The 14,149-nt window shown below is 54.9% G+C and carries 13 protein-coding genes; 4 read left to right on the plus strand and 9 right to left on the minus strand.

The window, feature by feature from the left end:
• Window positions 1-33: 33 nt before the first annotated feature.
• The 3 genes from NAZ64_RS10950 to dagR form a co-directional block, all read right to left on the minus strand.
• On the minus strand, window positions 34-519 hold the full coding sequence (locus NAZ64_RS10950; RefSeq protein WP_001284295.1) for a PTS sugar transporter subunit IIB: 486 nt from the start codon (window positions 517-519) through the stop codon (window positions 34-36).
• A gap of 10 nt (window positions 520-529) precedes the next feature.
• Window positions 530-955 (minus strand): PTS sugar transporter subunit IIA, encoded by a 426-nt coding sequence (locus NAZ64_RS10955; RefSeq protein ID WP_000214106.1) that lies wholly within the window; start codon window positions 953-955, stop codon window positions 530-532.
• Window positions 956-1,173: 218 nt separating this feature from the next.
• Entirely contained in the window at window positions 1,174-3,972 is a 2,799-nt protein-coding gene (gene dagR, locus NAZ64_RS10960) for a transcriptional regulator DagR (RefSeq protein WP_024798380.1), read from the minus strand.
• Between the two features lie 196 nt (window positions 3,973-4,168).
• Here dagR and NAZ64_RS10965 point away from each other — a divergent pair, with 196 nt between their 5' ends.
• Together NAZ64_RS10965 and NAZ64_RS10970 are read left to right on the plus strand one after the other, a co-directional pair.
• Entirely contained in the window at window positions 4,169-4,462 is a 294-nt protein-coding gene (locus NAZ64_RS10965; protein ID WP_000824217.1) for a YicS family protein, read from the plus strand.
• Between the two features lie 105 nt (window positions 4,463-4,567).
• Window positions 4,568-5,950 carry a glycoside hydrolase family 1 protein gene (locus NAZ64_RS10970; protein WP_024798381.1) on the plus strand — a complete coding sequence of 461 codons (1,383 nt, stop codon included), beginning with the start codon at window positions 4,568-4,570 and terminating at the stop codon, window positions 5,948-5,950.
• 59 nt (window positions 5,951-6,009) lie between these two features.
• Here the strand turns inward: NAZ64_RS10970 and nepI are convergent, their stop codons facing one another.
• Complete coding sequence (nepI, locus tag NAZ64_RS10975) at window positions 6,010-7,203, minus strand: purine ribonucleoside efflux pump NepI (RefSeq protein WP_001004800.1); 1,194 nt, start codon at window positions 7,201-7,203, stop codon at window positions 6,010-6,012.
• Between the two features lie 215 nt (window positions 7,204-7,418).
• Between nepI and NAZ64_RS10980 the strand changes: the two genes are divergently transcribed.
• A complete protein-coding gene (locus NAZ64_RS10980) occupies window positions 7,419-7,778 on the plus strand; it encodes a type II toxin-antitoxin system RelE/ParE family toxin (RefSeq protein WP_001217953.1) in 360 nt (119 codons plus the stop codon).
• On the plus strand, window positions 7,762-8,085 hold the full coding sequence (locus tag NAZ64_RS10985) for a helix-turn-helix domain-containing protein (RefSeq protein ID WP_024798383.1): 324 nt from the start codon (window positions 7,762-7,764) through the stop codon (window positions 8,083-8,085). Before NAZ64_RS10980 ends, NAZ64_RS10985 begins: the two co-directional genes overlap by 17 nt.
• A gap of 432 nt (window positions 8,086-8,517) precedes the next feature.
• Here the strand turns inward: NAZ64_RS10985 and NAZ64_RS10990 are convergent, their stop codons facing one another.
• The 5 genes from NAZ64_RS10990 to uhpA form a co-directional block, all read right to left on the minus strand.
• Window positions 8,518-8,970, minus strand: a complete 453-nt coding sequence (locus tag NAZ64_RS10990) for a DUF1198 domain-containing protein (protein ID WP_024798384.1) — start codon at window positions 8,968-8,970, stop codon at window positions 8,518-8,520.
• Window positions 8,971-9,162: 192 nt separating this feature from the next.
• Window positions 9,163-10,554 (minus strand): hexose-6-phosphate:phosphate antiporter, encoded by a 1,392-nt coding sequence (gene uhpT / locus NAZ64_RS10995; protein WP_000879181.1) that lies wholly within the window; start codon window positions 10,552-10,554, stop codon window positions 9,163-9,165.
• Between the two features lie 142 nt (window positions 10,555-10,696).
• Window positions 10,697-12,025, minus strand: coding sequence for an MFS transporter (gene uhpC / locus NAZ64_RS11000; RefSeq protein WP_000948174.1), 1,329 nt, complete (start codon window positions 12,023-12,025; stop codon window positions 10,697-10,699).
• A 9-nt stretch (window positions 12,026-12,034) separates the two neighbouring features.
• On the minus strand, window positions 12,035-13,537 hold the full coding sequence (uhpB, locus tag NAZ64_RS11005; protein ID WP_001091247.1) for a signal transduction histidine-protein kinase/phosphatase UhpB: 1,503 nt from the start codon (window positions 13,535-13,537) through the stop codon (window positions 12,035-12,037).
• Window positions 13,537-14,127, minus strand: coding sequence for a response regulator transcription factor UhpA (uhpA, locus tag NAZ64_RS11010; protein ID WP_220569540.1), 591 nt, complete (start codon window positions 14,125-14,127; stop codon window positions 13,537-13,539). The genes uhpB and uhpA overlap by 1 nt, the downstream gene beginning before the upstream one ends.
• Window positions 14,128-14,149 lie beyond the last annotated feature (22 nt).

Here is a 14,149-nt window from a genome sequence, read left to right on the forward strand (position 1 = left end):
TGCATCCAGAATGATTTTGTGTCTATTAAAGGGTTAGAATTTTTTCAGGATATCGTCGAGCGGCTGCGGCTTATCTTCCGGAATGGTCTGGAAAAATACCTGAACGCCACGGTTTTTCAGGTCGTTAAGAATGCCGACGTCTTTTTCATCCAGCGTAATATTCTGAAAAACCGCCTTGCGGTTTGGCCCGCCGCCGAGACCGCCAACCTGAATGCGGGTGACGTCAAAGCCCAGTTGTATGGCGTCCTGCACCGCCGCCAGTGAGGGAAAAAGCACCAGCACGTTACCGTCGCCAAGCTGATTTTCTTTCCATGCGGCGGCAAAACTCTGGTTGCCGAAGCAATCCACTTTGATATTTGGCGGCGCGGCCATCAGGTAGATATTTTTCATAAACGGATCGGCATCCAGTTCATCACTCACAACGGCTATCCGGTTCGCCTGAGATTGTCCGACCCACTTCGTGACAACCTGCCCATGAATGAGACGGCTGTCGATGCGGCATAAAACGATATTGGCCATGATGTTTTCCTTAGAGTGATTGTTGTAGCTGACGTACATGGGCGACCACATCCAGGCAGCTACTGCGCCCGGCCTCAACTAACTCATCCACGCAGGCGGTTAGCATCCCTTGTTCGCGCCTGTCCAGCGCCTCCAGCAGTAGCGACGCATTCAGTCCGGCAATCACTGCCACCGGATAATCGGCGCTTAGTCGCGCCGCGACGTTGGATGTCGTGCCGCCGACAAAATCCGTCAGGATCAGCGAGCCTTCCGGCAGCGTTTTCACCACGGCCTCGACGCGTTGATAAAACTCGCCCAGCGTATCGACAGGCATTAGCGCGATTTCCGTCACGCCTTTAATTTCGCCCGTGACCATACGCAGGCTGTTGCAAAGCGGTTGTCCCCAGCCGCCATGCGTCAGCAGCAGGATGTGGGGCAACGGTTGTGTGGTAGTCAAAATGGCCTCCTGGCGCAATTACATGAGAACACCGGCATATATTGCCCGGTGGCACTGCGCTTACCGGGCCTACAGAACACTCCCGGTAGGCCGGATAAGGCGTTTACGCCGCTATCCGGCATAACGCATCATCAGAAGAGCAAAGGTTGTGCCAGAATTTGTGTCACGCGAGGAAGAAGAAAGGTCTGGCGAGGCGCGAAGCCCCGCCAGTAAAAGGATTAGCTATAGAGCAGTTCGTAGATATAAAAATATTCCGCATCCGATAAACGGATGGCGTAGGCGTCTTCGATCGGCAGAAAAGCGGATTTGATGACACTAAACGCGCGCACGTCCAGATTCGGCTGACTTTCCAGCGCCATCTGTAACGGTTTACGGTTAATCACAATACGCTCTACCATACAGCAGCAGTGGATCAGGAAGCGCAGTGTCACCTGGCGGCTTGGTTTCAGGGAAAGCGAAGACGTCAGATGGTTAAAAACGCCCTCCATCTCTTTCAGAATACGCTGCGGGTTAAGCACGGAAATATGGTTGATGATGCTCTCCATCGTTAGCGCGCTGATAAAGCGCATGGCGCTGCGCTCCATCTCCAGACGGCGTTCAGCGTTGGACAGATCGGGCGTTAACAGGCTCAACACCAGTTCCGGCCCTTGTTCGGAGAAAAGCTCTTCCAGCGAAATAAACGGAATATCCGGCAGCCCCGGCTGGAAAGTGCCGACAATCCCCGCCAGCCGCTCGCTGGCATTCAATGCCTGCTGAACGCGCTCCAGACTTCGTACCTCGTTATAATCAAGGATCACCATCCTGGTATCTTGCGACATCAGTTCGCCAAAGCTCTCCTCCAGCACCTTTTTGATTTTTTCCGCCGTTCCCATGCCGGTAATACAGGAGATGACCAGCACTTTGCCGCCGTTCTCCTGCTGCGGCGTACAAAGCTGGCAGGGGATATTTTTACTCTGCAGGAGCGCCGTCAGCTGTGGTAAATCGCTGGTTTCATAGCTTAAATCCAGCCCGACTTCCAGCAGACTGGTCAGCGTGATGTTCGGCATGAGCAAAACATCTATCTGGAATAACTTACTGATCGTACTGCCAAAATGGATCAATGAACCGATGTCCACCAACAGGATAAGCCGCCGATATTGGCGGGTTTGAATCATTTGGGTCAGCGTTTCCAGCGTGTCATGCACCGACTGTTCAAACGGCATGTCGATGGCGCTGAACAGCTCGCGCTCCAGCACGCGGTTGACATATTGCGCCTGACTGGTGGCGGTGGTCGCGCCGTGGGCGATCAAAATGACCCCGCAGTCGGGGCTGGCATCGATACGCTGACGATAATGGCGGCACTCTTTCAGGAACAGGCATAGCCAGACCACTTCCGTCGCCGGACACTGAATATGCAACAGTTCGTTGATTTTCCGACACAGCAGCGTGGCGTTGTCATATTCGTCTTTGCAGCGATCCAGGATCAAACTGGAAGAGTAAAGCTGCGGGATCAGGCCGCGCTGCACGTAGCCTATCAGCGCCAGGAAGTGTTTACGCAGTGGGTTAACCAGATTTTCCGGCAGCGAAAAGCCCAACACCTGCTCTACGCAGCCAATCAGCAGCGTCACGCGCTCTTCAATCTGGTCGCCATAGCGCGGCGGATGCGCCACGCTGTCGCGGCTGTAGAGACCGTATTCAAAAATCGAGCTGAGTTTATTTTTCAGGATCGCCAGCGTCTCCGCCGGGGGGACGTTACTGTTGCGCAAATTAACATATTCGCGCGTCAGGAAGCTGTAAAAGAGGTCGCTCTCTTCAATTTCCGCCCCGGTCGCCAGCGACGTCTTCAATGCGGGCAGCGTGCGCGCGTCTATATTTAGCCGCGCTTTACCGTCAAACAGAGTATCCACCAATAGACGCTGTTCCGGCGTCGGGTTAACCGACATCTCCGCCAGCCGTTTATCCAGCTGTAGCGTGTCGTTATGCTCGGTCATTCCCGATGCCCACGCCTGAGCGCAGAGAAACTGAATATCGCTTTTTAGCTGGCCGATATTGCCTTCCAGGGGTTTATTCAGCAACCAGAGCAACAACGGTTTATCAATGCTGACCGTGCGTTCTATTTTGCGGCTTTCCCGCTGTAAGAACCCCACGATCAGTTCGATCTGTTCTTCAACGGAGCGCTGGCGAATGCCCGGCAAATCAATGCATACCTGAATACGCCGCTGGAAAGTACGTAACAGCGCCGACCCGACCGGCTCTGTGGTGGCGCAAATCAGGCGTACCGAAATTGATCGCGGCTGGCTGCTCACGCCAAGCGGACGGTACTCGCCTTTATCCAGAATAGAGAACAGCTTTTCCTGCCCTTCATAAGACAGACGGTGCACCTCGTCCAGCAGCAGATAACCACCGTCCGCCTGCTCCACGAGGCCTGTTTTATGTTCATTCGCGCCGGTAAACGCCCCCTGCCGATGACCAAACAGATGCGAGGAGAGCAGTTCCGGGTTATGGGCGTATTCCGCGCAGTTAAAGTAGACCAGCGGCGGGATAGCGCCGCTCGCCTGTTCACAGGCGAAACGGTGCATCAGTTCCGCAAAAAAGGTTTTACCGACGCCGGACGGCCCGGTAAGCAGAACGTGTAAACCGTGCGGATAGAGCACCGCCGCACGGCCTTTTTCTACCGCATCGCGCAGGCTGCGATCGTAACCAATCAGGCTGGTAAACGGATCGTCAGGCGCGTAATGCTCTTCATGCGGCAGCACATCCGCCACCGACCGCACCTCGCGTTCAGACTCTTCCAGCTGACGTCCCAGCAACGTTTCCAGCGCCTGGCGATGCAAAAAATAGACCGGGCGGCCACGGCTTTTGATTGCCAGGCCGTCATTCCATAACTGATTGAGATCTTTGCTGACGGAGTTACGCGCCAGCCCAAGATTGAAACCTATCGCCTCCGCCGTAAACGCCGTCTCCTGCGCCAAATCGGCAAGACATAGCCCGCGCGTCAGCCGTTCCAGCTCTCCCAGTACGATCTCAATACGTCTCATTACACTACCGCTTACAAAATAAAAGAGTAGTCAGAACATACACTATTCTGCCACGCAAGAAAGTGAAGGCGCAGCGAGAAACCGCCTTCCCACTTTTGCCTGACTTCAACGCCAACGGATAGCACGCCCCGATGAGTGAACGTCGCACGGTCTACACTTACTCTTGAAAAAGTGCAAACCGATAAGGATACCGTTTATGAAACGAAAAACGCTTCTGCTTATTGCCACACTTGTCGCGCTACCGGGCGTCACGTATGCCGACTCTCCGTTTAGCTCACTCCAGTCGGCGCATGAAAAAAATACGATTTTAAAGGATTTGCGCAAAATGTGTACGCCCAAAGGCGCGCTAACCGATGAAGCCTGGGAGAAAAAAATCATGGCAAGCGAGGGGAACCAGCAGCATATTCGGGAGGCGATGATCGCGATAGAGCGCAACAATCAGCATAACTACTGGCAGGCTCTCGGCAAGGTGGAATGCCCGGAGATGTAGCACAGCTTTTCCGCTTTTTGGTCGCGAAAATGCGGACTGTAACCGGTTTCTGTTCACCAAAAGCGCGTATTCTGGAGCGAATTTACGCGATCAAGGAGCACGACAATGCGATACCGTTTTCCCGATAACTTCTGGTGGGGCAGCGCCTGCTCAGCGTTGCAAACCGAAGGGGATAGTCTGAATGGCGGTAAAAGCCAGACCACGTGGGATGTGTGGTTCGAGCGCCAGCCGGGTCGTTTTCATCAGGGCGTCGGTCCAGCAGAAACCTCAACGTTCTATCGCCACTGGAAGCAAGACATCGCGCTACTGAAACAGTTAAAACATAACAGTTTTCGCACCTCGCTAAGCTGGGCGCGGCTCATTCCAGATGGCGTAGGCGAGGTGAATCCACAAGCGGTGAGCTTCTACAATCACGTCATCGACGAGCTACTGGCGCAGGGCATCACGCCGTTTATTACGCTGTTCCATTTTGATATGCCGATGGTCATGCAGGAGAAAGGCGGCTGGGAAAATCGCGACGTCGTAGAGGCGTTTGGTCGGTACGCGCAAACGTGTTTTACCTTGTTTGGCGACCGCGTGAAGCACTGGTTTACCTTTAACGAGCCGATTGTGCCGGTGGAAGGCGGCTATTTGTACGACTTCCACTATCCCAATGTGGTGGATTTTAAACGTGCGGCCACCGTGGCGTACCATACCGTGCTGGCGCACTCGACCGCCGTGCGCGCCTGGCACGCCGGGCGCTACGACGGTGAAATCGGCGTGGTGCTGAATCTGACGCCGTCCTACCCACGCTCGCAGCATCCCGCCGATGTGCAAGCCGCGCATCATGCGGATCTGTTATTCAACCGCAGTTTTCTTGACCCGGTATTAAAGGGAGAATACCCGGCGGAGCTGGTGGCGCTGCTGAAAACCTATGACCAGTTGCCTGCCTGTCAGCCAGGCGACCGTCAGCTTATTGCCGACGGCAAAATCGATTTACTGGGGATTAACTATTATCAGCCGCGCCGCGTGAAATGCCGTGATACGGCGGTGAATCCGCAAGCGCCGTTTATGCCGGAGTGGTTATTTGACTATTACGACATGCCGGGGCGCAAGATGAACCCTTACCGCGGCTGGGAAATTTACGCGCCAGGAATTTACGACATCATCACCAACCTGCGGAATAATTACGGCAATCCGCGCTGTTTTATCTCCGAAAACGGGATGGGCGTTGAGAACGAGCAGCGTTTTGTGCAAGCGGGACAGATTCACGATGATTACCGGATTGACTTTATCTCTGAGCATCTTAAATGGCTGCATAAAGGCATTAGCGAGGGCTGTCACTGTCTTGGCTACCACATGTGGACCTTTATCGATAACTGGTCATGGCTGAACGGCTATAAAAATCGCTATGGTTTTGTACAACTGGATTTAGCCACCCAAACGCGCACGGTGAAAAAAAGCGGAGAATGGTTTGCCGCCACCGCAGAGCATAACGGTTTTGATTAAGCATTTATTATTGCCGGATAACGACTAACGTCGTATCCGGCCTACAAATGGCAGCAATATCAACTCATTGGCGTAATACGGACTTTCGCCGCCACGACTAATGCCGTCAACAGCATCAGTCCGCCGGAAAGCGCCAGCGGCGAAAGCAGCCCGAAATTGTCGAGCGCATAACCGCCCACCGCCGCGCCACAGGTATTTGCCAGTTGAATCACCGCGACCTGGATGGAACCGGCTTTTTCCGCCTGATCGGCAAGGGAACGAGTGATCCACGTTGACCATCCCACCGGCACCAGCGCAAACGCCAGCCCCCAGATAATCGCTATGACCGCCGCCACGGTTTTGTCGCTCCCCCACACAATGAGCGTCAGCGCGCTCAGCGCCAGTAGTAGCGGCGCACCGGCCAGCGCCAGTTTTACCGAACGTTTCAGGACATAAGATGAGAAAGAAGTGCCAACGAAGCTGGCAATACCAAAACTGAGCAACACCAGCGTCAGACCATCAACGTCAAAGCCCGCCAGATTCATATAGACCGGGCGAATATAGGTAAAGAAAGCGAACTGCCCGGCAAAAGACATAAAGATGGCGATCATCCCGGCCATCACGCCAGGGCGTTGCAACAGGCTAAACATATTCTGTTTCTGGTGAGAAGGTTCGCCCGGCAGCGACGGCAGTGATTTCACCACCCAGATGACGCACAGTACGCCCATCACCGCAGCGGCGTTAAAGACATTACGCCAGCCAATAATACCGCCCAAAAAACTGCCCAGCGGCGCGGCGATCACTAACGCGATGGAAACCGCGCCAAAAATCACCGACAGCGCTTTCGGCACGGTACGCGCGGGAACCAGTCGCATGGTCAGCGACGCCGACATCGCCCAGAATCCGCCCAGCGCCAACCCAAGACAGGCGCGGCCCAGCAATAGCAGCGTAAAGCTGTTGGCAAAGGAGACCATCAGACAAGAAGCCGTCAGCAAAACGGCGAACAGAATAACGATATAACGCCTGTCGGTCGCCTGAATAATCTGGGTAATGAACAGGCTGGAAAACATCGCGACAAATGCCGTAACGGTGACCGACTGACCGGCGACGCCCTCGGAGATCCCCAGATCCTGCGCCATCGGCGTCAACAGACTAACGGGCAAAAACTCAACGGTAATCAGGCAGGCGACACAAAACGCCACGGCAAAAACGGCTGACCAATTAGGCCTGGCAACCCCATCAGCGCGGAATTTTTCTGCGATATTTTCATTCATTGTGGTTACCTGCGTCGTTTTAGTGCGGAAAATCCACGCAGTGTAACATTACAAAATGTGATCTGATTAACGTTTTAGCAACTGACATTGTTGCGCTGCATTTTGCGAGGCTGGTCGAGCGTTGAGAATTATCTTCTCTCGCTGCGTGCAAAACCAAAAGGTAAGACATAGTGTATCACCTGGTGCTATACTTTAGATTACAGGATGTCAACCTGATGCGAATCTTCAAAACCAGGTGGTTTAACAGAGAAGCGAAGTCCCACACGATAAAAGATGACGAGTTAAGCGAAGCCATCAACGCCGTACTGCAAGGAAAAGCAGATAATCTTGGCGGCGGAGTTTATAAAAAACGTCTCAATCAAAATCGCGATCGCGCAATCGTGTTGGCAAAGGGAGGCGAGCATTGGTTTTACACCTTCCTGTATGCCAAACAGGATATGGCCAACATTAGCTATCGTGAACTCGCGGGTTTCCGTGAGTTAGCAAAACACTATGCTTGCCTGACCGAAGATCAGATAACGGCACTCATTAATAACAAAGAACTGGTAGAGGTGCGCCATGTCAGCAAAAACTAAATTCAAAAGCCCTGCCTTTGAAGCGATTCATAGCGCGGCATCTGGATTATTTAGCGTGGATGCCATTCCCCAGGAGACAATGCGCAGTTTTGACACGGCCTGCTTAAGCAGCATCAAAGATCTGCAGCCACTTGAAATAAAAGCGTTACGAGAAGAACTCAACGTTAGCCAGTCGGTTTTCGCTCGCTACCTGAATACCAGCGTATCAACGGTTCAAAAGTGGGAAAGCGGCGCCAAGCGTCCCAGCGGGATCTCACTGAAACTACTTAATGTTGTCCAAAAACACGGGCTAAAGGTGCTGGTATGAGAGTTTTACCGATGGTCTGTTAAGGCTAAGTCGGATGTCTGGGGTTGGGCTAATTCAGTGTACCACTACAATGTTTTCATGGGGCGCGCCTAAACATTTAGAGTTGTCTATAGACAATCATGTACAACTTCGAGTTTATGATAAGAAATTTTGAGACAGGAGGTATGGCAAGGAGTCACAGTTTTGGTGTTCAAAACAAGATCACATTTCCGTGATATATGTCACGGAAATGATGAGCTACAAGTCTCTGACGTTTTGGCGTCGTTAGCGGTTATTCGGTGCGTTACTTCTGTGGTTCACCCTTAGCAAATACGATGGCGGCTACGCTTTATTTGGCTAACGATGAATCGCGCCATCCGGCCGTTAATCGTGGCTCGCCGCCCTTGCCAGCCTCATTCATCTCGTCTTTTGTTAACGAGATAGTGAAGAGTATCAATGCAGCCAGTGGACACCCTCTTCCGGCTGAAAAAAGGCGTTATAGCGCAGTTGAAACGCGTTGATCTCCGGCATATCGGGTTCCATTTCGCGCAAAAAGCCCAGCGCCAGCCGTACCTGTGTATCGGTGATCGGCGCGGCTAAACGCGCTTTTTGTAGCAACCGATGCCACCGCTGCAAATTCTGATCGCCGCCATCGACAATCACCATTTGCCAGATAAGTAACACCTGAGCGGCATTTTGCAAATGCGACTCATCAGGGCGATGCAGATACTGTAAAAACTCACCGCCCGCCGTTTTACCCATCTGATCAATCATCGATTCTATCGGCACGACATCAATATTCAGACGTTCGCTCAGGCGGCGAATCGCCCGGCGGGTATCCGATGTCAGCACCCGAAAACCCACAATAAACACCACCACAAACGTGGCCAGAATCAACCAAATCATGCGCACATCCGTCACCAAACAGGATGCCCATCATAACGGTAAATTTATAACTGTCGACGTTCTGGCCTGTCAGGATGTGATTTATTAACGCCTGTCTTCATTTACGCCAGACGCCGGATGTCCTGTCTGACGAACGCAAGGCATAAAAAAGCCCGGCGTTAAGCCGGGCAAAACGTTACCAAATGCACACATTTAAGCGATATTGACTTGCTGAATTTTTTTCTCACGGCGGATTTTGCGCTCTTCCATCACGGCGACCATCGCCATCAGGCAGATACAGCCGATCGCGGCGGCGTCCAGCGCGGCGAAGGTGCCCGCCCAGCCGGTCAGACCAAAAACGGGGGTGCCGTCGGCAATCATGCCCAGACCCAGCTTGGCAAAGCTATCGCCGATAAGATAAGCGAAGGTTCCTTTGATACCGTCCGCAGCGCCGATGGCTTTTTTCGGTACGAAACCGACTGCCGCCACGCCAATTAATAGCTGCGGCCCAAACACCAGGAAACCGAGCGCGAACAGCGAGGCCAGATAGACATACTGGTTGCTGGCGTGCTGGTAGACGCCGAGGGTGGCGATGATTAACGCCAGCGCCACACAGGCTACCAGCGCACGACGACCGTTCGCCAGGTCAGAGAGCCAGCCCCACAGCAACGTGCCGACCAGCGCGCCCACTTCAAACAAGGTAAAGCCCTGAATCGCCACCTCTTTAGAAAGTTTCAGCTCCTGGAAGGCGTAGACGGTTGACCACTGGTCGATACCAATACGTACCACATACAGGAAGATATTGGAGAAACACAGCAGCCAGATCACTTTGTTTTTCAACACATATTCAACAAAGATCTGCCACTTGGTCATTTCGTTTTCTTCAGTCTCTTTATCCTCTTCGCTGATCTCTTCGCCGAACAGTTCTTCAGCTTTACCCAGACCGTAAGACTCCGGGGAGTCGCTGCCAAAACGCAGACCGATAAAGCCAACAATCAGCGCGATAATCGACGGGAAGATAAACATGCCGATGACGTGACCGTCGAACAGGTAGTTGGCGCCGAACAGCGCCACGCCTGCCGCGCCCGCGCCGCCGAGGTTGTGGGAGATATTCCAGAAGCCGAGAAAGGTGCCGCGTTTACGACGCGGAGTCCATTTGGTGATGGTCGAGTAGCTGCACGATCCGCCGGTACTCTGGAAGAAACCGCTCAGGGCATAGAAAGCGATCATCAGAAACAGACTGGTTGACCCCGCGCCCATGCTGGCGCTGAAGCCGAGCATACAGATAGCGGAGAGGATCAACATAAACGGTAGAAACTGCTTGGTATTTTTACCGTCAGCGTAGTAGGAAACCAGCGTTTTCCCCACGCCGTAGGTGATCGAGAAGCCCAGGCCAATCATCCCCAGCTCGGTCATGCTCAACCCGTAGGTAGAGATCATGTCGTTCTGCGCGATGTTAAAGTTTTTGCGGATCAGGTACATGGTCAGGTAGCCGATAAAAACCACCAGATAGGACTGCATGAACGGCTTGAACCACATTTTACGCCGCACATCGAGCGGCAGATCCAGGGTCGGCTTGCGCACCTGGTTTAAGAAGGCCAGCATGGATTACTCCTGAGCTAATTTTTATACCTGCGAATGGCAGGCATTGTAAAAATCCACAGGAAAAGTGGCCTGCGACAGCGTCCAGGCAAAACCGGGAAAATTTCTTAATTTTGCCCCATTCAGCGCAAAAAGGTGAGGTGCATCACGCTTCGCTGGTCTCGCGCGGGGCCTGAGCGTTCAGAAATGGCAGCAGCAATAGCGCAGAGATCCCTGCCGCGATGGCGATGACCGCAAAAAAACCGGTCCAGTGCCAGATCTCCAGCACTTTCGCTAACGGCCAGCCGGAAAGCGACGCGCCGAGATAGGCGAACAGGCCGACAAAGCCGGTGGCCGCGCCCGCCGCCTCTTTATGCGAGCACTCCGCCGCCGCCATGCCAATGAGCATCTGCGGGCCGAAGACAAAGAAACCAGTGGTGAAGAAACAGGCCGCCTGCATCACGTAGCTGGCGAACGGCATCAGCCACAGCGAACCCACAGAGAGCAGAATCCCGGCAGCGAAGATTAAATTCATCGGTCCGCGGTTGCCGTTGAAGAGTTTGTCCGAGCCCCAGCCCGCCACCAGCGCGCCGATAAATCCACCCAGCTCAAACATCGATACTGCCGTGTTGGCCGTGACCAAATCCACGCCCAGCGTCTCGGACATATACAGGTTGCCCCAGTCGTTGATCGCCGCGCGCACCACGTACACTAAGACATAACACAGCGAAAGCAGCCAGATATAGGGATTCAACAGCACATATTTAGCGAGGATTTCTTTGCGACTTAGCCCCGCGCCCTCTTGCTGTTGGGCGACCTCCAGCGCATCGTGCCGCCAGTCGCCTACCGGCGGTAAACCAATCGCCTGCGGACGGTCGCGCAGCCGCCAGCAGAGGACCATGCCCACCCCGATGGCAAGCAATCCGGCCACCATCATCCCGACGCGCCAGCCATAATGCAGGGCGACAGCGGCCATAACGAGAGGGATCAGCGCCCCGCCGACATTGTGCGCGGTGTTCCATAACGCCCACCAGCCGCCGCGCTCGGTACGCGAGTACCAGGCGGTCAGCAAACGGGCGCAAACCGGCGATCCAAACCCCTGGAAAAAGGCGTTCAACGCCCATAGCAGAGCAAAGGCCCACAGCGAGGTCGAGAAGCCGAACAGAATATTCACTACGCCGGTCGCAATCAGCCCGATGCCCATAAAATAGCGAGCGTTGGAGCGATCGCTAACGATGCCGGAAACAAATTTCGACACCCCGTAGGTGATGTAAAACAGCGTCGCCAGCAGGCCGATATCGCTGCGGGTCAGAATGCCGCTGGCAAGGATTTCCGGCGCGGCGGCGTTAAAGCTTTTACGGGTGAAATAGAACAGCGCGTAACCCAACCAAATGGTGATCAGGATATGCCGCCGCCAGTAGCGATAGCGGGCGTCAACCTCGTGCTTATCGGTGATGAGCGGCGCGTTGGCCGGGGCTTTTAAAAACGAAAGCATTATCCTTCCTTAAACGTAACGCTGGGGCAACGAGACGCTCACCCGCGTACCGTGGGTACAAGAGATGGTTAGCGTCCCGCCGAGCGCCGACACGCGTTCGCGCATTCCGGTCAGGCCGAAGCCCTGCTGCTGAGAGCCCGGCGGCAGGCCGCTGCCGTCATCCTCAATCACCAGCATCAGCCGCTCATCCTGCTGCCAGCCCTGGAGCGTCACCGCGCTGGCATTGGCATGTTTTACGATGTTATTCAGCCCTTCCTGACAGACGCGAAACAGCGTCACGCGCTGACTTTCACTCAGCGCCGTTTCGTCAATTCTCCAGTCGAGGTGACTGACAATACCGCGGCTTTCCAGCTCCATTTCGCGCAGCAACGAACGGATGGCCTGCGCCAGCGTTAAGTCGTCTAGCTGACGCGGGCGCAAGCGCCCCAGCAGGCGACGCACGGCGTCATACACGCCCAGCGAAAGCTGCTCGATAAGTTGCCCGCTCTGCTTCACGCCGCCGTTATCCGCCGCCAGTCGTTGCACAATGCCCGCCTGGGTTCGAATCGCGGTGATGGTCTGCCCGATGTCATCGTGCAGCTCACGCGCAACATCGCGCCGCACGCTCTCTTCGGTCTCCAGAAGACGCTCCGCCAGCCGATGGTTGCGCGCCAGCTCCTTTTGCAACGACTGGTTCAGCTCGCGCAGACGCTGAATGCCAGCGCCAAGCAGTAGCCCGGTCAGACTTTGCGCCAACAGCGAAAGTAATAAATCGACGGGATGATCGTGCCAGGTCTGGCTGGCGATCAGCGCGATAGCGTTCATCAGTGTGGCAATGAGCGCGCCCTGCCAGCCATAATGCCAGGCGAGCGCGATAATCGGCAACGCCAGGCAGAACGGCGTGAAGCGCGAAAGTTCAGCAGGTAAACCCAGTTGCAGCCACAGACTGACGATAAATAGCAGCAGATACCAGATCAGATGCCGCCCGCGCCAGTTTACCGGCTGCGATACCAGCGATGGTCCCAGCGGCAGCCAGGTAGTGCTGGTAAGATAGTGCCAGAAAACCAGGCAGATGGGGGCCAGCGTCAGACCACCCGTGAGGGTCAGCAGTAGCGCGTTCCATGCCGCTTCCCCCTGCCCCAGCCAGGGCAGGGATTGCAGTAGCGCCGCGGCGGTGAGGGCCGCGCCCTGAAGCAATAACGTGCGCCAGTCGCGCTGATGGCGGTAACGCGAAGTCAGCGCCACGGGCAGTAGCGTCAACACACCACCGATCATCAAAAGCGGCAGATGGGCCAGCGCAACTTCCTGCGCCAACCAGTACACCAGCAGCCACTCCGCGCCCAGCAATACTGGCCAGTATCCGCGCGGGCATTGCAGCATAAGTCCCAGGCGCAGGCCGAAGGGAAAGAGTAGCGCCGCCAGCTCCGGGCGCTCTACCAGATGCAGGCTGATGCTCCACAGGCAGAACCACGCGGCGGAGAAAATAAAAAAGCAGGCAGCAACGGTGATTAAACGGGAAAAAAAGGTGTTCATTACCAACCGTCAAACATGCGATGCGCCAGTTCAACGTCATTGCTGACGCCTAATTTTTCCAGCAGATTCGCGCGATGGACATGCACCGTTTTTGGCGACAGCCCCAGCTCGGCGGCAATCTCTTTTACCGCCATACCCTGGGCGAGTTTTTCCGCCACCTGACGCTCGCGTTTGGTCAGCGGATCTTGCCGACCCGCCGCCAGTTTCACGGCAATATCGGGGGTCAAATAGCAGCCGCCCGTCGCCACCGTATGCACCGCGGCGATCAGTTCATCCGGACTACAGCGTTTAGAGAGGAAACCGCGCGCGCCGGCGTTCAACGCCTGTTCCACCAGCGCCGGGCTATCGTGAACCGAGAGCATGATCGTCGCCATCCCTTTTGGCAGTTGGATTAGCAGCTCCAGTCCGGAAATATCCGGCATCGAGATATCGCAGATACACACCTGTACGCCGCGCCCCGGTAAACCTGCCAACGCTTCGCGCCCGGAACCAAACTCAGCGACCACCTGCAAATCAGGTTCCAGCCCCAGTAGCTGTGCAAAGCCGGAGCGGACGATAAGGTGGTCGTCGATAAGGGCAACGGTAATCATGGGTTCATCCTGGCGCTAAGGC

The organism is Salmonella sp. A1325 (genome assembly GCF_056991255.1).

Bases quoted from the DNA above. Each gene is read 5' to 3' on its own strand.
- NAZ64_RS10990 (WP_024798384.1), bottom strand. From the start codon at position 8,970: ATGATTTGGTTGATTCTGGCCACGTTTGTGGTGGTGTTTATTGTGGGT.
- NAZ64_RS10985 (WP_024798383.1), top strand. From the start codon at position 7,762: ATGTCAGCAAAAACTAAATTCAAAAGCCCTGCCTTTGAAGCGATTCAT.
- NAZ64_RS10950 (WP_001284295.1), bottom strand. From the start codon at position 519: ATGGCCAATATCGTTTTATGCCGCATCGACAGCCGTCTCATTCATGGG.
- NAZ64_RS10965 (WP_000824217.1), top strand. From the start codon at position 4,169: ATGAAACGAAAAACGCTTCTGCTTATTGCCACACTTGTCGCGCTACCG.
- uhpT (WP_000879181.1), bottom strand. From the start codon at position 10,554: ATGCTGGCCTTCTTAAACCAGGTGCGCAAGCCGACCCTGGATCTGCCG.
- NAZ64_RS10970 (WP_024798381.1), top strand. From the start codon at position 4,568: ATGCGATACCGTTTTCCCGATAACTTCTGGTGGGGCAGCGCCTGCTCA.
- nepI (WP_001004800.1), bottom strand. From the start codon at position 7,203: ATGAATGAAAATATCGCAGAAAAATTCCGCGCTGATGGGGTTGCCAGG.
- uhpC (WP_000948174.1), bottom strand. From the start codon at position 12,025: ATGCTTTCGTTTTTAAAAGCCCCGGCCAACGCGCCGCTCATCACCGAT.
- uhpA (WP_220569540.1), bottom strand. From the start codon at position 14,127: ATGATTACCGTTGCCCTTATCGACGACCACCTTATCGTCCGCTCCGGC.
- NAZ64_RS10980 (WP_001217953.1), top strand. From the start codon at position 7,419: ATGCGAATCTTCAAAACCAGGTGGTTTAACAGAGAAGCGAAGTCCCAC.
- uhpB (WP_001091247.1), bottom strand. From the start codon at position 13,537: ATGAACACCTTTTTTTCCCGTTTAATCACCGTTGCTGCCTGCTTTTTT.
- dagR (WP_024798380.1), bottom strand. From the start codon at position 3,972: ATGAGACGTATTGAGATCGTACTGGGAGAGCTGGAACGGCTGACGCGC.